General features: G+C 47.4%; 18 protein-coding genes. 9 read left to right on the top strand and 9 right to left on the bottom strand.

The genetic code is table 11. The annotated features are described in order from the left end of the window. Positions 1 to 15 precede the first annotated feature (15 nt). Positions 16 to 669, top strand: a complete 654-nt coding sequence (gene trhA / locus R7F07_RS21275; RefSeq protein ID WP_025768918.1) for a PAQR family membrane homeostasis protein TrhA — start codon at positions 16 to 18, stop codon at positions 667 to 669. 33 nt (positions 670 to 702) lie between these two features. On the opposite strand, the gene R7F07_RS21270 is transcribed toward trhA, so the two are convergent. The 6 genes from R7F07_RS21270 to def all read right to left on the bottom strand — a co-directional run bounded on the left by R7F07_RS21270 (position 703) and on the right by def (position 7072). Then, a complete protein-coding gene (locus R7F07_RS21270) occupies positions 703 to 1287 on the bottom strand; it encodes a DUF3157 family protein (RefSeq protein ID WP_005379050.1) in 585 nt (194 codons plus the stop codon). 26 nt (positions 1288 to 1313) lie between these two features. Then, on the bottom strand, positions 1314 to 2759 hold the full coding sequence (locus R7F07_RS21265) for a TrkH family potassium uptake protein (protein WP_104975717.1): 1446 nt from the start codon (positions 2757 to 2759) through the stop codon (positions 1314 to 1316). 9 nt (positions 2760 to 2768) lie between these two features. Next, positions 2769 to 4145: a Trk system potassium transporter TrkA gene (gene trkA, locus R7F07_RS21260; RefSeq protein WP_005379062.1), complete on the bottom strand. Its 1377-nt coding sequence runs from the start codon at positions 4143 to 4145 to the stop codon at positions 2769 to 2771. A 63-nt stretch (positions 4146 to 4208) separates the two neighbouring features. Beyond that, entirely contained in the window at positions 4209 to 5492 is a 1284-nt protein-coding gene (gene rsmB / locus R7F07_RS21255; RefSeq protein ID WP_017635608.1) for a 16S rRNA (cytosine(967)-C(5))-methyltransferase RsmB, read from the bottom strand. A gap of 80 nt (positions 5493 to 5572) precedes the next feature. Then, positions 5573 to 6520: a methionyl-tRNA formyltransferase gene (gene fmt / locus R7F07_RS21250; protein ID WP_005379066.1), complete on the bottom strand. Its 948-nt coding sequence runs from the start codon at positions 6518 to 6520 to the stop codon at positions 5573 to 5575. Between the two features lie 33 nt (positions 6521 to 6553). Beyond that, positions 6554 to 7072, bottom strand: coding sequence for a peptide deformylase (def, locus tag R7F07_RS21245; protein WP_005379068.1), 519 nt, complete (start codon positions 7070 to 7072; stop codon positions 6554 to 6556). A gap of 138 nt (positions 7073 to 7210) precedes the next feature. Here def and R7F07_RS21240 point away from each other — a divergent pair, with 138 nt between their 5' ends. From R7F07_RS21240 to R7F07_RS21225, 4 genes are all read left to right on the top strand, one after another. Further along, a complete protein-coding gene (locus tag R7F07_RS21240) occupies positions 7211 to 8305 on the top strand; it encodes a LysM peptidoglycan-binding domain-containing protein (RefSeq protein ID WP_171343340.1) in 1095 nt (364 codons plus the stop codon). Then, positions 8289 to 9398: a DNA-processing protein DprA gene (gene dprA / locus R7F07_RS21235; protein ID WP_171343341.1), complete on the top strand. Its 1110-nt coding sequence runs from the start codon at positions 8289 to 8291 to the stop codon at positions 9396 to 9398. Before R7F07_RS21240 ends, dprA begins: the two co-directional genes overlap by 17 nt. Before the next feature lie 2 nt (positions 9399 to 9400). Continuing rightward, complete coding sequence (locus R7F07_RS21230; RefSeq protein ID WP_005379074.1) at positions 9401 to 9880, top strand: DUF494 family protein; 480 nt, start codon at positions 9401 to 9403, stop codon at positions 9878 to 9880. Positions 9881 to 9956: 76 nt separating this feature from the next. Further along, positions 9957 to 10526 (top strand): type I DNA topoisomerase, encoded by a 570-nt coding sequence (locus R7F07_RS21225; RefSeq protein ID WP_047102572.1) that lies wholly within the window; start codon positions 9957 to 9959, stop codon positions 10524 to 10526. A gap of 64 nt (positions 10527 to 10590) precedes the next feature. Here the strand turns inward: R7F07_RS21225 and R7F07_RS21220 are convergent, their stop codons facing one another. After that, positions 10591 to 11724, bottom strand: coding sequence for a 5-(carboxyamino)imidazole ribonucleotide synthase (locus R7F07_RS21220; protein ID WP_171343342.1), 1134 nt, complete (start codon positions 11722 to 11724; stop codon positions 10591 to 10593). A 4-nt stretch (positions 11725 to 11728) separates the two neighbouring features. Further along, positions 11729 to 12214 (bottom strand): 5-(carboxyamino)imidazole ribonucleotide mutase, encoded by a 486-nt coding sequence (gene purE, locus R7F07_RS21215; RefSeq protein ID WP_171343343.1) that lies wholly within the window; start codon positions 12212 to 12214, stop codon positions 11729 to 11731. A gap of 199 nt (positions 12215 to 12413) precedes the next feature. Here purE and R7F07_RS21210 point away from each other — a divergent pair, with 199 nt between their 5' ends. The 4 genes from R7F07_RS21210 to R7F07_RS21195 all read left to right on the top strand — a co-directional run bounded on the left by R7F07_RS21210 (position 12414) and on the right by R7F07_RS21195 (position 15138). Next, complete coding sequence (locus R7F07_RS21210) at positions 12414 to 12971, top strand: L-threonylcarbamoyladenylate synthase (protein ID WP_005379084.1); 558 nt, start codon at positions 12414 to 12416, stop codon at positions 12969 to 12971. 47 nt (positions 12972 to 13018) lie between these two features. Continuing rightward, positions 13019 to 13936 carry an oxygen-dependent coproporphyrinogen oxidase gene (gene hemF / locus R7F07_RS21205; RefSeq protein WP_065274969.1) on the top strand — a complete coding sequence of 306 codons (918 nt, stop codon included), beginning with the start codon at positions 13019 to 13021 and terminating at the stop codon, positions 13934 to 13936. Between the two features lie 101 nt (positions 13937 to 14037). Then, entirely contained in the window at positions 14038 to 14871 is an 834-nt protein-coding gene (aroE, locus tag R7F07_RS21200) for a shikimate dehydrogenase (RefSeq protein ID WP_017821584.1), read from the top strand. Positions 14872 to 14874: 3 nt separating this feature from the next. Next, positions 14875 to 15138, top strand: coding sequence for a DUF1488 domain-containing protein (locus tag R7F07_RS21195; RefSeq protein WP_171343344.1), 264 nt, complete (start codon positions 14875 to 14877; stop codon positions 15136 to 15138). Positions 15139 to 15145: 7 nt separating this feature from the next. On the opposite strand, the gene R7F07_RS21190 is transcribed toward R7F07_RS21195, so the two are convergent. Then, entirely contained in the window at positions 15146 to 15694 is a 549-nt protein-coding gene (locus tag R7F07_RS21190; protein WP_005379096.1) for a gamma carbonic anhydrase family protein, read from the bottom strand. Positions 15695 to 15871: the final 177 nt, after the last annotated feature.

The following is a 15871-nucleotide window of genomic DNA, read 5'->3' as shown; positions in this document are numbered from 1 at the left end:
AGTATAGGCGCATTGATGTCCGAGCTGCAGAAACCTCAATACAGTCAACGTGAAGAACTGGCCAATACCATCACCCACGGTATAGGGATGATTTTTGGTATTGTTGGCTTGATACTGCTGTTAGTTAAAGCCATAGACCATCAAGCTGACACTTTAACGCTTACCAGTATGGCGATTTATGGTGCGAGTATTATCGTGCTATTTTTGGCCTCGACGCTCTATCATGCGATCCCTCATCCCAAAGCGAAACGTTGGCTAAAAACCTTCGACCACTGTGCTATTTATCTTTTGATAGCAGGCAGCTATACCCCTTTCTTGTTAGTCAGCTTAAGAACACCTCTAGCATTTGGGTTGATGATCGTTATTTGGAGCATTGCGTTGATCGGCATCATCATGAAAGTTGCGTTCGTCTATCGATTTAAAAAGCTTTCTTTGATGACGTATTTGGTGATGGGATGGTTATCGTTGATTGTGATTTATCAGTTGGCGATCAACTTGGATGTCGGCGGACTTACACTGCTTGCTGCTGGTGGAGTTGTGTATTCACTGGGCGTGATTTTCTACGTTGCGAAGCGCATTCCCTTTAACCATGCGATTTGGCACGGCTTTGTTTTGGCTGGCTGCGTGTGCCATTTCTTTGCTATTTATTACTTTGTTGAGCCTATCTAGCCGATAGGCTCAACAAAGAATATTAAACACGTATTAGCGAGTTTTTACCTCTAGCACTTTGGCAGAAAACTGGTATTGCTGTGATTGCGGTACAGCCAATTTAATGCTCTTACCTTGTTCCGCTTGCTGTGGTCGCAGGTAGGTATCCGCCATGCGCTTGATGGATTGCCAAACCGTCACGTTTTCTTTTGCCAGTTGCTGACCAGACATATCAAACACTTGCACCTCAACTTCCACTTGAATGACAGATTGAGAGCTTTGGTTAGTGATTGATGTAGGCAAAATAAGCTCACCGCTTTGATAGCTTGCTGAACCAATCAATACATCCACACCTGAATCTGATAGCTGCATGGTTGGCTTTTTGGCGTTTACCACCACGGTCGTGCCAACGGTTTTCGTTACCACAGGAATTGTCGCAATCGCAGGAGCTGCGATTGTTTCAACTACGCTTGCTGTTGTTTGTGTCTCCGTCGCTTGCTGCGCCGGTTTTTTCATGACGTACTCCCAGGTAAAGTCATCGTTCAACTTCACTTCTCGACCATCGGCTAAAGTGATGACCTCGGCGGCGTATGTGGATGAGGCGGCAAGTAGGGTCGCCAGAGTAATCCATGTTTTCATTGTTATACCTTTTAATTAGAGTCTGCTTAGCGGCGCCAAAACGCAGGAAAGAACAGTACAAGAATAGTCAGAATTTCCAAGCGGCCCATTAACATCCCAAAGCTTAAGAGCCATTTGGCAGTATCGGGCAGAGGCGCGAAGTTGCCTGTCGGGCCAATCACACTGCCCATACCAGGGCCAACATTGGCAACGGCGGTGATTGAGCCAGAAATACTAGTCACAGGGTCGAGGCCAAGAGCACTTAAACAACCCGCGATAAAGATAATGGTGATAAAAAACATCAAGCCAAATGCCACCACTGAGCGAACAATATCATCATTCACCGGTCGCTGGTTATAACGCTGTACAAACACCCCTGAAGGGTGAATCAACTTCATCATTTGTTTGTTTAGCAGCGTCATCGCAATTTGGAAGCGGAAGATTTTGATCCCGCCAGACGTTGATCCTGAGCATGCTCCCGCCATCATTAAGAATGCGAAAAGAGTGGTGGGTAATGCGCCCCATGCGGTGAAGTCTTCTAAGCCAAAGCCAGTTGTGGTGACGACAGAGACAATATTAAACATCGACACTCGCAGGGCATCCAAAATGGTGTACCCATCTCGAATCACTAACCAAGCTGAAATCACTAAGCTTGAGAATACGAACAGGTACGAAAATCCTCTAACTTGAGCGTCGTTAACCAACACATCAATACGGCGTTTACGTAACGCGGCGATAAAGAGCAAAAACGGCAAACCACCTAAGAACATAAAGGTAGTGGCCACCCAATGTGCGCCATTAGAGAAGTGGTTCATTGACCCATCAGATGTAGAGTATCCACCCGTCGATAGCGTAGTAAAGGCATGGTTGATTGCTTCGAACAGGTTCATGCCGGTGATCAAGTAGCCCAAAATACATAGGCCCGTTAGCATTAAATATACCGCTACGATGTTTTTGGCGACCGTTTTCGCTCTTGGACTACTTTTATCCGACCAATCTGATGATTCGGTTTGGAATAGCTTCATACCACCGACATTCAGCATAGGTAACACTGCTACCGCCATCACGATAAAACCAATGCCACCAAGCCATTGTAAAATAGAGCGCCACAGCAATATGCTCGGCGCCATGTTGTCTAGGCCACTGAGCACCGTTGAGCCCGTCGTGGTGATACCCGACATCGTTTCGAAGTAGGCGTCGGTGAAGCTGATGTGGTTGATAAACACAAATGGCAAGGCGGCAAACGCACTCGCGATGGTCCAAACCAAACTGGTGATGAGGAACATATCGCGTACGCTGAGTTTGAACTTGGCGGTTCGACCTATCGTTAGGCAGATGAAGGCGGCAAGGTGCGTGATCACAACGGCTTGGGCGAAATCGAGGAATCCCCCCGTACCGGTAAAGAAAGCGACCAAAGTCGGCACGTACATAAACAGGGCCAGTTTGGATAAAACTAGCCCGATAACAAACAGTACGGGACGTAAGTTGACCATAGGAAAACCCTAGAGGAAGAATGGACTCGGCTGGAATAGCGCTTCGACGTCTGATACGTATTTTTTGTTGACCAGGAACATCACCACATGGTCATCCTGTTCGATGACCGTACGGTCGTGGGCAATAAGAACTTCTTCGCCACGAACGATAGCACCAATGGTGGTCCCAGGTGGAAGTTTTATATCTCCAATCGCACGTCCAACCACTTTAGATGTACTTTCATCACCGTGAGCGACGGCTTCAATCGCTTCCGCAGCGCCGCGGCGAAGTGAGGATACGTTTACGATATCAGCGCGACGAACGTGCGTTAGCAAGGCTGAAATAGTGGCTTGCTGAGGTGAGATTGCTACATCAATTACGCCGCCTTGTACCAGGTCTACATAAGCGCCACGTTGGATCAGCACCATCACTTTTTTAGCGCCCATGCGTTTTGCTAACATTGCAGACATGATGTTGGTTTCATCTTCGTTGGTCAGCGCGATGAAGACGTCGACTTGGTCGATGTTCTCTTCCGAGAGAAGCTCTTGGTCTGCCGCATCACCGCAGAACACGATGGTGTTTTCTAGTTGCTCAGAGAGCTTTTCTGCACGCTGGTAGTTACGCTCAATCAGCTTCACGCTGTAAGTTTGCTCTAGGCGTTTAGCCAAGCTTGCGCCGATGTTACCCCCGCCAACAATCATGATGCGGCGGTACGGTTTTTCTAGACGCTGAAGCTCACTCATCACTGAGCGAATATGATTACTTGCTGCAACGAAGAACACTTCATCGTCGGCTTCAATAATCGTGGTGCCTTGTGGGCGAATCGGGCGACCCTGGCGGAAAATAGCCGCCACACGGGTATCGATGTGCGGCATGTGCTCACGCAAAGCAGACAGCGCATTACCCACCAGCGGGCCACCATAGTAGGCTTTCACCGCCACTAGGCTGACTTTCTGTTCAGCAAAGCTCACCACTTGCAGCGCGCCTGGGTATTGGATCAGACGTTCGATGTAGCTCGTGACGAGTTCTTCTGGTGCGATAAGGTGATCAACAGGAATAGCACCAGATTTAAACAGGGCTTCTTTTTCGGCCAGATATTCTGGAGAGCGAATACGCGCAACGCGGTTTGGGGTATTGAATAGAGTGAACGCGACCTGACAGGCGGCCATGTTGGTTTCATCAGTGTTGGTTACTGCGACGAGCATATCGGCGTCTTGCGCGCCAGCTTCGTGTAGCACGTCTGGATGGCTCGCATGGCCATTGACCACACGTAGGTCGTATTTGTCCTGCAATTCACGCAGTCGGTCGGCATTATTGTCGACGATGGTGATGTCGTTGTTTTCACCCACTAGGTTTTCTGCCAGTGTGCCGCCAACCTGACCTGCACCAAGAATAATGATCTTCATACTCTTTTCTCGTATCTGAAAAAGGCGATTGAAATCACTCCAATCGCCCTATTTAGCATGCTGTTACGCGTGTGTTTTAGTTAGCACTGCGTAGTAGAAACCATCCATATCTTCTTCGCCTGGTAGAATTTGACGACCAGGCTGGTCGGGATCAGAATCCAGCAGTTGCGCATCCGCGGTACGTGCTAAAAACGCTTTTACTTGCTCCACGTTTTCTTGCGGTGTGATTGAACAAGTCGCGTAAACCATGGTGCCGCCGGGCTTCAGTTGCGTCCACATGGCATCAAAAATTTCACTTTGCAGCTCTGCTAATGCGGCGATGTCGTCTGCACGACGTAGCCATTTGATGTCTGGGTGACGACGAATCACGCCAGTCGCAGAACATGGGGCATCCAGCAAAATGCGATCAAATTGCTCGCCTTGCCACCATTCTTGTGGATTACGCGCATCACCGCAAACCACTTTTGCCTGAAGGTTGAGACGCTTCAGGTTTTCATGCACACGTTTCAAGCGTGTGTCGTCGCAGTCAATCGCGACCACTTCACTGCCCGACGTGCGCTCTAGAATGTGCGCCGTCTTGCCACCTGGCGCAGCACAGCAATCTAAAATCCGTTCGCCGTCTTGTGGTTTTAGATAGTTGATCGAAAGCTGCGCCGCCGCATCTTGTACCGAAACCCAACCTATTTCAAAACCAGGTAGCTTCATCACATCACATGGTGCGGCCAATTTTATGGCGTCCATTGCTTCTGTGTGTGGCGTGCTATCAATGTTTTCATTTTTGAGCAGCGCAAGGTATTCATCACGAGTGTGGTGTTGATGGTTCACACGCAGCCACATTGGTGCTTTTTGGTTGTTCGCTTCAACAATGCTTTCCCATTGTTGTGGGTAGGCCTCTTGCAGCAGTTTTAGTAACCAGCTTGGGTGACCGTACTTGCCAGCGTTGTTGCTGACGGCCATTTGGTCGAGTTCTTCTTGGTTGCGCTGGTAGTTACGCAATACCGCGTTAATCAAACCACGCAGACGAGGACCTTTCAGCTCTTTAGTGCCTTCAACCGTTTCACCAACTGCTGCGTGCGCAGGAATACGCATGAAGCTCAGTTGGTAAATACCAACCAGAATTAGGTGATGGAATACACGTTGTTTGCCTTTGAGCGGCTTATCCATCAACTGGTTTGCGATCATTTCTAGGCGAGGGAGGTAACGTAGCGCACCGTAACAGATCTCTTGTAACAGAGCGTGGTCACGAGGTCGTACCGTTTGTTGAGCCGCTGGAAGAGCGCTTGAAAGTGAGTGGCCCTTGTCGACGACAAGATACAGGACGTTAGCAGCCGCAGCGCGAACATTCATGATGAGTACCTTAAAGTAAAGGAGGGCATCTCTGCCCTCTAAAAGTTCGTATAATTGGGGATGATAACCCCTAATATGGCTTAAACCAGCAGAGTGCCAACTTCAAACCAAGCCGCACGCGAATTCAGAATATCCTGAACTGACATGGCTTTTTTGCCAGGAACTTGCAGTTGCTCTAGCACCAGTACGCCGTTGCCTGTCGCAACATAAATACCGGTTTTATCTGCTTGTACGATGGTGCCGGCTGGCTTGTCACTGGTTTGCTCTGCCACACGGCTTTGCCATACTTTGATGCTGTTTTCTGCCGCCTCAAAGTGGCTCATTGGCCATGGGTTAAATGCACGAACGCAGCGCTCAATGTGCGCCGCATCGTCGTTCCAGTTGATGCGTGCTTCTTCTTTGCTGAGCTTTTTCGCATAGTTCGCTAGCTCATCGTCTTGCTTCACTGGCACTGCTTTACCCGCAGCAATGTCTACTAGGCAGTCAATCAGGGCTTCTGGACCAAGCTCAGCCAATTTTTCGTACATTGAAGCGCTGGTATCTGTCGCTTCGATTGGCAGAGTTGCAATCTTCAGCATATCACCAGTGTCGAGACCGATGTCCATCTGCATGATGGTCACGCCAGTTTCTGCATCGCCCGCCCAAATAGAGCGTTGGATTGGAGCCGCACCACGCCAACGAGGTAGGATAGAACCATGTACGTTGATACAACCCAGTTTAGGTGTATCAAGAACCGCTTGTGGCAGCAGCATACCGTACGCCACGACAACCATGAGGTCGGCGTTCAGATCGGCAAGTTCTTGTTTCGCTTCGTCGGACTTAAAGCTTTCAGGTTGGTAAACCGGGATATTGTGTTCTAGCGCCAGTTGTTTTACCGGTGGCGCAGCCAATTTTTTGCCACGACCCGCTGGACGATCTGGGTTTGTGTAAACCGCGATGACTTCATGCTCCGAAGACAACAACGCCGCCAAGTGACGGGCGGCGAAATCCGGAGTACCTGCAAAGACAATTCGTAAAGACTGACTCAAGGTAGACTTCCTTCTAATTGGTATGGTTCGAGATTAAGCGTTTTGCTGCTTCTCGTTAAAGCGTTTGATTTTCGCTAGCTTGTCCTGAATGCGTTTGCGTTTCAGTGGCGATAGGTAATCCACGAACAGCTTACCTTGTAAGTGATCAAGCTCGTGTTGAACACAAATCGCTAGCAGGTCGTCGGCTTCAAAGGTGAACTCTTTGCCATCACGATCCAGTGCTTTAACGGTAACTTCTGCAGCGCGAGGCACAAGTGCGCGCGCACCTGGTACCGACAGACAGCCTTCTTCGATGCCATCTTCGCCACGCTTTTCCAGAATCTCAGGGTTGATTAGCACCATCGGCTCATCGCGAGTTTCTGAAATATCAATCACTACGATACGTTTGTGGATATCAACCTGCGTTGCAGCAAGGCCAATACCTTCTTCGTCGTACATGGTTTCAATCATGTCATCGACGATTTTTTGAATCTCAGGTGTCACCGCTTCAACAGGCTTTGCGACTGTGCGCAGGCGATCATCCGGGAATGTTAATACTTGTAATACAGACATATTCACTCGAAATATTGAACTGTGCCGAAACAGCACAAACCTTGTTGGCTCAATTCTAGACATTTTATAGCCTAAATGACAGCATCCTTGCACCAATTTCCATTCTGGTTCCTGCTTAATAGACCAAGGACGAGGGTCATGAATCGAATTTTCCGCAACGTTGCCAGTGTTACGTTGCCGTTACTTTTCTCTTTCAACGCTGTAGCAAATGTGGATGCAAACCCACTGACTGTTAAAGATGATGCGCCACAAACATATGTAGTCGTGAAGGGCGATACGCTATGGGATATTTCGGCCATGTACTTAGATAGCCCGTGGTTGTGGCCTCGTTTATGGCAAGTAAACCCGGAAATCGATAACCCTCATTTAATTTATCCCGGTGACAAGCTGTCTTTGGTGTGGATTAACGGTCAGCCCGTGTTGAGCCTAAAACCGGTTAAGAAGCTGAGCCCGAAAGCTCGCATCACAGAAAAGAAAGCCGTACCAACGGTCGCGGAAGGTTTGGTGATGCCTTACCTTAAATCGGATCGGTTGCTAGATAAAGATTCGTTGAACAGAGCAGCAAAAGTGATGGGTAGCAGCAAAGGCAGTAAGTATCTGACTGCAGAAGATGTGCTGTATATCAATGGCAATCAGACCGCGACAGGTTGGGCTATTTACCGACCAGTAGCTACCTTTTCGCGTGACGATGTGTCCGAAGAGATTACCGCGCTGCGTTTGATTGCCAAAGGCGAGCTCGTTGAAGCTTCGAGTGATTATTCAGGTTTGAAGCTTACATCGCAAATGCAAGAAATCCTACGTAACGATATCGCGTTGCCAAATCAATCGGTTGAGAATACTGACTTCACGACTACGTTCTATCCGCTGCCGTCGCCACAAGGCAGTTCTGCAAAGTTGCTAGGTAATATCGAAGGTATTCGCTTTAGTTCAACTAACCAAGTCGTGGTGATTGATAAAGGCACGTCAGACAATCTCAAGCAAGGCAGTGTGTTTGATTTAAAAGAAGACGCGCACCCAGTTTACAAAGACGGCGATGAGTTCAAGAAAGAGTTTGGCGTGCTTGATAAGAAAATTACTTTGTCTCAAAGCAAAGTTGGTGAGTTGCTGGTCATTCGTCCTTATGAGTACTTTAGCTTGGCACTGATCACTAACAGTACGAAACCCATTAACCAAGATATTTCGGTGGTGTCACCGTTGGCGGACGAATTAACCATCGATGAATCGACGAAATAACGATGATCTCGCTGCCTGGTTAAAACTGAGTTGTTTGCCAGGCATTGGCGGCGTCAAAATGAATAAGCTACTGGCAAGAGACACGCCACGTAACATCGTAAACTTCTCTCCCGAACAGCTACAACAACTTGGGTTAACAACTAAGCAAATTCAAGCTTGGGCTTCAAAAGATAAAGAAGTTGAAGCCTGTTTAAGTTGGCTTGAGGCTTCTACAAATCATCATATCCTGACACTGACTGACCCGCTTTATCCACCTCAACTCAAACAAATCGTTGCGCCGCCACCTCTGCTTTTTGTTCAAGGAAATTCTACTTGTCTTTCGCAGCCACAGATAGCAATGGTTGGCAGCCGAAATGCGAGTATTGATGGGTTACAGCATGCACGTCAGTTTGCTGCAGAGTTTGTTCAGCACGATTTTATTGTCACCAGTGGTCTCGCTTTAGGCATTGATGGTCATGCGCATGATGGTGCGTTGCAAGCGGGTGGTAAGACGATTGCGGTGCTAGGATCTGGTTTAGCAAATATTTATCCGGCACGTCATCGTGGTTTAGCGCAACGTGTTATTGAACACGGGGCTTTGGTGTCTGAGTTTCGGCCTAATGCCAAGCCGCGCCCAGAAAACTTCCCGCGTCGTAATCGTATTATTAGTGGATTATCGCTTGGTGTACTGGTCGTCGAGGCGGCGAAAAAGAGCGGCTCGTTAATTACAGCTCGTTACGCGCTTGAGCAAGGTCGAGAAGTATTTGCGCTGCCAGCGTCAATCAATGCCCCCAATGCCTGCGGTGGAAACCAGTTGATACGTCATGGCGCTTGCCTCGTAGAAAAGACGAAAGATGTCTTAGATGAAATACAGTCCTTGCTTGATTGGTCTATTAATCAGAGTACCGATTTATTTTCTACGTTAAATGATGAAGAAGAATTGCCATTTCCTCAGCTGTTAGCTAACGTAGGAAGTGAAGCTACACCGGTTGATATTCTTGCAAACAGGACCAATATACCTGTCCAAGAAGTCATGATGCAGCTCTTAGAGTTAGAACTCTCTGGGCATGTCGTTGCGGTTTCAGGTGGCTATATTCGAAAGGGGAGGGGCTAGCTATGATGATGGATATACTGATGTATCTATTCGAAACCTACATCCATAGCGATGCAGAGTTACAGGTCGAACAAGACGAGTTGGAAGAAGAGTTGCTTCGTGCAGGCTTCCAACAAAAAGATATCTACAAAGCCCTTGTCTGGTTAGAAGAGCTTGCCGCATTGCAGCAAAGTGACACCTCTTCTGCAATCTCGACTTGCATGGCTTCGTCATCAACTCGTATCTACACAGCGAAAGAGATGCAGCGTTTAGATTTGGAATGCCGAGGTTTTCTATTGTTTCTCGAGCAAATCAATGTGTTAACCACAGAAACTCGCGAAATGGTGATTGACCGAGTGATGGGATTAGAAACGAGTGAGTTTGAGCTTGAAGATCTCAAATGGATCATTCTGATGGTGCTGTTTAATGTGCCTGGCAACGAAAACGCTTACACGCTAATGGAAGAGCTGTTGTACACCAAGGAACAAGGGATTCTTCACTAACCATCTGGGCAAGTTCGAGTTTAACTAGAATAAACGCGAGCTTGTCTTTTTGTGTGTTTTTCACGAAACGGTAAGTATGAGTAGTAAAATCGACAACACCCTTTTCTCTGCCCATGAACACGCTTTGGAGCACGAGCCGTGTCCAAAATGTGGTGGTGAGCTGACTCTCAAGCACGGAAAACATGGCCCATTCCTCGGCTGTAACCATTACCCAAGCTGTGATTACATTAAACCGCTACACAGCAATGATGGTCACATCGTGAAAGAGTTGGGTGTGCCTTGTCCTGAGTGTGGCAATGAGTTGGTTCTCCGCCAAGGGCGCTACGGTATGTTCGTCGGTTGTAGTAACTACCCGGCTTGTCATCATATTGAGTCGATTAATCAACCAGAGCCAGAGGCGCAGTCACAAGAGCAACACGCTTGCCCTGAATGTGGCAAAGGACATTTGGTTGGGCGTAAAACCCGATTTGGAAAAACATTCTACGCGTGTGACAACTACCCTAAATGCAAATTTGCTGTGAACCTTGCTCCGGTCAAGGGGCGATGCGAAGAGTGTGGTTTTACTCTGTTGGTGGAGAAGAAACTAGCCAGTGGTGTGAAATTGCAATGTGCTAATCGTAAGTGTCAGCACACCCAGCAAGGGTAAATACATCAAAGGAATTAAAAAGGGTCGCATCGTGCGACCCTTTTTTGTTTTTTGCTGCCAAACGTTAGTGTTGAGGCTGTTTAGCGAATGCTTGCACAGCAGGGAAAGCTATTGGGTCTAAGACGTCTGCCAGAGCGCACAGCCTACGGTGCAATTCTCCTGGGTAGTCGCCACACACGTTGATGTGTCCCATCTTGCGACCTGCACGTTTCTCTTTGCCATACCAATGAAGGTGGCAACCATCCATTGATAACAATGCTTCTGGTAGTGTGTCTTCACCAAGAATATTGATCATTGAGGTTTCACGAACTAATTTCGTACTGCCTAATGGTAAGCCGCACACTGCGCGCAGATGGTTTTCAAACTGACACGTTTCTGCACCTTGCTGTGTCCAGTGACCAGAGTTGTGCACGCGTGGAGCAATCTCATTCACTAAAAGTGCCCCATCGACATCAAAGAACTCAAGCGCTAATACGCCAACGTAATCTAGGCTATCTGCGACTGCCGTGAACATTTGCTTTGCTTGTTCCTGTAACCCTGGCGCATCAATCGCAGTAGAAAGACTCAATACACCGTTGGTGTGGACGTTCTCTGCCAGAGGATACACTTCCACACTGCCATCTTTGCTTCGAGCACCAACCAGTGATACTTCGCGGTTAAAAGGAACAAACTCTTCAGCAACAATCGCTTGAGTTGGTGTTGCCGCGATGCACTCTGCCATCTCAGTCCAAATGTCGTCGACTTGAGAAGCTTCTTTTAAGCGCCATTGGCCTTTACCATCGTAACCACCTAATGCACTTTTCAGAACCATTGGCATACCAACGTGTTCAATTGCGCGCTCAAAGTCTTCACGAGTTTCAATGACGTAGTATTTCGCGTTGCGCACGCCGGCATCATCAAGCAGTGCTTTTTCAATACGGCGATCACCACCTGCTTTGATGGCTTGCGTACTTGGTAGGAACTTGCCGCTCGCTTCGCAAACTTTGAGCACGTCATGTGGAATATGCTCGAACTCGGCAGTAATCACATCAACTTGCGTAATCGCATTTTCCAAGCCATGGCCAAGTACCTGTTGAGTTAAAGGGTGAACGACATCACCGCTGCTGACATCGTAAGCTGAAATTTGAATATTCAGTGGCGCACCAGCCAGAGACATCATACGAGCCAACTGACCCGCACCAAGAACCAGTACATGCATCTGATTAATCCTCTGCAGGGTTTGGATTTGCGAGAACTGTTTCCGTTTGCTCATTACGGAATGCTTCTACCATCGCCATGATGTTTTCATCATGAGTGCCTAGGATTTGCGCTGCTAGGATACCGGCGTTTGCTGCGCCCGCTTCGCCAATCGCCAATGTACCAACCGCAATTCCCTTTGGCATCTGTACAATAGAAAGCAATGAATCCATACCTTTCAGTGCACGAGACTGAACGGGAACCCCAAGCACTGGCAAACTAGTAAACGCCGCCGCCATACCTGGTAGGTGGGCTGCACCACCTGCGCCTGCGATGATAACTTTGATGCCGCGTTCTTTTGCGCCACTAGCGTAGTCAGCCAGTAATTGAGGAGTTCGGTGTGCTGACACGACTTTTGTTTCGTAAGGCACGCCAAATTGGTCTAGCATGTCCGCTGCTAGTTTCATGGTTGGCCAATCGGATTTAGAACCCATGATGATACCGACTTTCATCTCAAACTCCTTTAAGCTGCAAAAATTAGGTGAGCTATAAATTTGTGCGCATTATACGGGGATTTTTATCTCAAGCAAACGTTTGCGTCTTGTTGTTGGCGCTATTGATACATTTTATAAAAAAATTGCTTTAGTGTCTGAGAATGAATATTTGTACACTTAGTGAAAACAACACAGTCAAACAAATAGGAAGTAATCGGTGGATAACTTTGAACAAGTGCTCAACGCACTCAAGCAAGGCGAAGTGATTGCCTATCCAACAGAAGGGGTTTTTGGTGTCGGATGTGATCCAGATAACCCAGAAGCAATTCAAAAGCTATTAGAGCTCAAGCAGCGTCCGGTAGAAAAAGGGCTGATTCTCATCGCGGCAAGTTATGATCAGCTCTTGCCTTATATTGATGAATCTCAGTTGACTGAAGAACAATTACAGACTGTTCATGCCACTTGGCCAGGCCCATACACTTGGATCATGCCAGCGAGCGATAAAGTATCCAACTGGGTTTCAGGGCAGTTTGATTCAATTGCGGTTCGTGTGACTGATCATCCTTTGGTGCAAAAAATGTGTAATGCATTCGGAAAGCCGTTAACCTCTACCAGCGCGAATCTTTCCGGCTTACCACCGTGTATGACCACGGAAGAAGTCGAAGAGCAGTTGGGTGATAAGCTGGTCGCCATTCTTCGTGGCGAGACCAGCGGTCGTGATAAACCCAGCGAGATTCGTGACGCCAAAACTTCACAAATATTAAGACAGGGTTAACCCTGCTAGCCAGCCATCATTAGGTTTCACGTAATAGGTAATAACGTATGTCAGCGATCGATAAGCACGCCGTAAAGCAGTTCTTGATGTCACTTCAGGACTCCATTTGTCAGCAGTTAGAACAAGAAGATGGAAAGGCCGTCTTTGTCGAAGATGCATGGCAACGTGAAAAAGGAGAGCGTCTGGGGGGCGGTGGTCGCTCACGTGTTTTGCGTGATGGCCTTGTTTTCGAGCAGGGAGGCGTGAACTTCTCGCATGTGGAAGGGAAAGAAATGCCAGCATCTGCGACAGCGCATCGCCCAGAGCTAGCGGGTCGTCGTTTTGAAGCGATGGGTGTTTCTTTGGTTATTCACCCTAAAAACCCTTACGTACCGACTTCACACGCCAATGTCCGCTTCTTTATTGCAGAAAAAGATGGCGAAGACCCAATTTGGTGGTTTGGTGGTGGTTTTGACCTAACGCCGTTCTATCCATTTGAAGAAGATTGCCAATCATGGCACGACACTGCAAAACTGCTTTGTGCGCCATTTGGTGACGATGTTTACCAAGAGCATAAAGCATGGTGTGACAAATACTTCTTCCTACCACATCGTAATGAAACTCGCGGTGTTGGCGGTTTGTTCTTTGATGATCTAAACCAGTGGGAATTTGATAAGTGTTTTGCTTACATCAAAGCAGTCGGTGAAGGCTATTGCCAGGCTTATTTGCCGATCGTTTCTCGTCGTAAAGAGATCGAGTATGGTGAGCGTGAGCGTGAATTCCAACTATATCGTCGCGGCCGTTACGTAGAGTTCAACTTAGTGTATGACCGTGGCACCTTATTTGGTTTACAAAGTGGTGGGCGTACTGAGTCGATTCTGATGTCAATGCCTCCGCTCGCTCGCTGGGAGTACTGCTACGAGCCAGAAGCGGGATCGCCAGAAGCTGAACTTTACGAGCGATACCTAACGCCACGAGAGTGGTAAGCACGGAATCTCCTTTTCTATATAGATAGATAGTGATAGGGTCATCTGTAATCAGGTGGCCCTGTTTTCTCTATATCTAAGTAAGGAACAAAGGTAAGGAAATGACCCAGCAAATCGATCGCTATGCCGTGTTTGGTAATCCTATCGGACACAGTAAGTCGCCATTCATTCACACCTTGTTTGCTCGTCAAACTAATCAATCTTTGGTGTACACCGCAGAAAGTGCACCTGTTGATGGTTTTATTGACGCGGCGAAGGTGTTTTTTGCTGAAGGTGGCAAGGGGTGCAACATCACTATGCCATTTAAAGAAGATGCTTATCAATTTGCTAGTCGATTGACAGAACGGGCTCAGTTAGCAGGCGCGGTAAATACCCTCAAGAAGTTAGACGATGGTGAAATCATCGGTGACAACACTGATGGTGCAGGTTTAGTGCAAGATCTGCTTCAGCATCAGGTTGTATTGGAAGGTGCGCGAATCCTAATTATTGGCGCTGGTGGTGCAGCTCGTGGTGTTATTAAGCCACTACTCGATCAAAAGCCGACCTCTTTAACCATTACCAACCGTACCTTTAGTAAAGCACAAGAGCTCGCAGAGCTGTTTGTCTCTCACGGTCCTATCCTCGCCAAAGAGATGGCAAGTATTGATGAAGAGTATGATGTCATCATTAACTCCACATCCGCTTCTCTTAGTGGTGAACTACCGACTATTTCATCCTCCATCTTTGCCGCTAACAGTACAAGCTATGACATGATTTATGGCAAAGGGGTGACGAGCTTTAACTTATGGGCAAAAGAGAATGGTGCCGCTCATGCGTATGACGGTCTTGGAATGTTAGTTGGGCAGGCTGCGGAAAGCTTTATGCTCTGGCGTGGCTTACGTCCTGGTGCCAAACAAATTCTCAGAGAACTAAGAAAGAACCTTGAAGGTCAATAAGCGATGAATCAATCCATCTTATTCCCAGATATTCAATCATGGGATGAAGTATCACAATTGGTAAACTTTTCGGCGCAACAATCAGGCGCACTAATAGAGTGCTTTGTGACGAAACAAAAGTTAGAAAAGCTCAGTGGTTCACTGATTGAAACTGAGCAAGCGGCAATTAAAGTGTTTACTGATTACCGATTCGACCTAGAAGAAATGGCTGAAGAGCTAATAGAAGATGAAGCCTTCAACGAAGAAGGCCATATCATCATCGGTTAACAGGGTTTTAGTTCAAGTCTTTTACTTCATTTAAGTAGTCGTTTTTGTTCTGCACATAGTTGTTGGCAGACTTTTGCAAGAAAGCTCGTTCTTTTTCTGACAGAGGGCGAGCTTGTTTTACTGGGCTTCCAACATATAAGTAGCCACTTTCTAATACTTTCCCAGGTGGCACTAAACTGCCTGCTCCGATCATCACCTCTGACTCAATTACAACAGCATCTAAAACAATAGCTCCCATACCAACCAAAACACGATCGTGGATCTCACAACCGTGCAGCATCACTTTGTGGCCAATCGTAACGTCATTACCAATAATCAATGGGTAGCCGTTTGGGTTTTCGGCGTTCTTATGGGTGACATGCAAAACACTGCCATCTTGAATATTCGTTCGATCACCAATGTGAATGTGGTTTACATCACCTCGCGCTGCTACCAGTGGCCAAATGCTAGAATCATCGCCAATTCGGATATCACCGACTAAAACAGAGGTTGGGTCAACGTAAACACGCTCACCAAGTTCAGGCTTTATACCTTTGTAGCTTCTCATTGAGCTCATCTTTTTTCCTTATTCAGGGCGATTACAGGGTGTATGGAGGTAGAATAGTAGTGAAAACTCGCCTTTTAGAATAAAAAACACCCAAACGATAAAAAAATCAAAAAAAATCAAAAAAAACGAGAAAAAGGGCTTGCCAATGTGATCGCAATCTCTATAATGCCACCTCGCTGACACGGC

The organism is Vibrio sp. YT-16, assembly GCF_033337405.1.
Lineage (GTDB): Bacteria > Pseudomonadota > Gammaproteobacteria > Enterobacterales > Vibrionaceae > Vibrio > Vibrio alginolyticus.
This window is presented reverse-complemented; position numbering and strand designations above follow the sequence as displayed.

Excerpts from the sequence above, each read along its gene's own strand:
- trhA (WP_025768918.1), top strand. The coding sequence starts at position 16 with ATGTCCGAGCTGCAGAAACCTCAATACAGTCAACGTGAAGAACTGGCC.
- R7F07_RS21270 (WP_005379050.1), bottom strand. The coding sequence starts at position 1,287 with ATGAAAACATGGATTACTCTGGCGACCCTACTTGCCGCCTCATCCACA.
- R7F07_RS21265 (WP_104975717.1), bottom strand. The coding sequence starts at position 2,759 with ATGGTCAACTTACGTCCCGTACTGTTTGTTATCGGGCTAGTTTTATCC.
- trkA (WP_005379062.1), bottom strand. The coding sequence starts at position 4,145 with ATGAAGATCATTATTCTTGGTGCAGGTCAGGTTGGCGGCACACTGGCA.
- rsmB (WP_017635608.1), bottom strand. The coding sequence starts at position 5,492 with ATGAATGTTCGCGCTGCGGCTGCTAACGTCCTGTATCTTGTCGTCGAC.
- def (WP_005379068.1), bottom strand. The coding sequence starts at position 7,072 with ATGTCTGTATTACAAGTATTAACATTCCCGGATGATCGCCTGCGCACA.
- R7F07_RS21240 (WP_171343340.1), top strand. The coding sequence starts at position 7,211 with ATGAATCGAATTTTCCGCAACGTTGCCAGTGTTACGTTGCCGTTACTT.
- dprA (WP_171343341.1), top strand. The coding sequence starts at position 8,289 with ATGAATCGACGAAATAACGATGATCTCGCTGCCTGGTTAAAACTGAGT.
- R7F07_RS21230 (WP_005379074.1), top strand. The coding sequence starts at position 9,401 with ATGATGATGGATATACTGATGTATCTATTCGAAACCTACATCCATAGC.
- R7F07_RS21225 (WP_047102572.1), top strand. The coding sequence starts at position 9,957 with ATGAGTAGTAAAATCGACAACACCCTTTTCTCTGCCCATGAACACGCT.
- R7F07_RS21220 (WP_171343342.1), bottom strand. The coding sequence starts at position 11,724 with ATGCATGTACTGGTTCTTGGTGCGGGTCAGTTGGCTCGTATGATGTCT.
- purE (WP_171343343.1), bottom strand. The coding sequence starts at position 12,214 with ATGAAAGTCGGTATCATCATGGGTTCTAAATCCGATTGGCCAACCATG.
- hemF (WP_065274969.1), top strand. The coding sequence starts at position 13,019 with ATGTCAGCGATCGATAAGCACGCCGTAAAGCAGTTCTTGATGTCACTT.
- aroE (WP_017821584.1), top strand. The coding sequence starts at position 14,038 with ATGACCCAGCAAATCGATCGCTATGCCGTGTTTGGTAATCCTATCGGA.
- R7F07_RS21195 (WP_171343344.1), top strand. The coding sequence starts at position 14,875 with ATGAATCAATCCATCTTATTCCCAGATATTCAATCATGGGATGAAGTA.
- R7F07_RS21190 (WP_005379096.1), bottom strand. The coding sequence starts at position 15,694 with ATGAGCTCAATGAGAAGCTACAAAGGTATAAAGCCTGAACTTGGTGAG.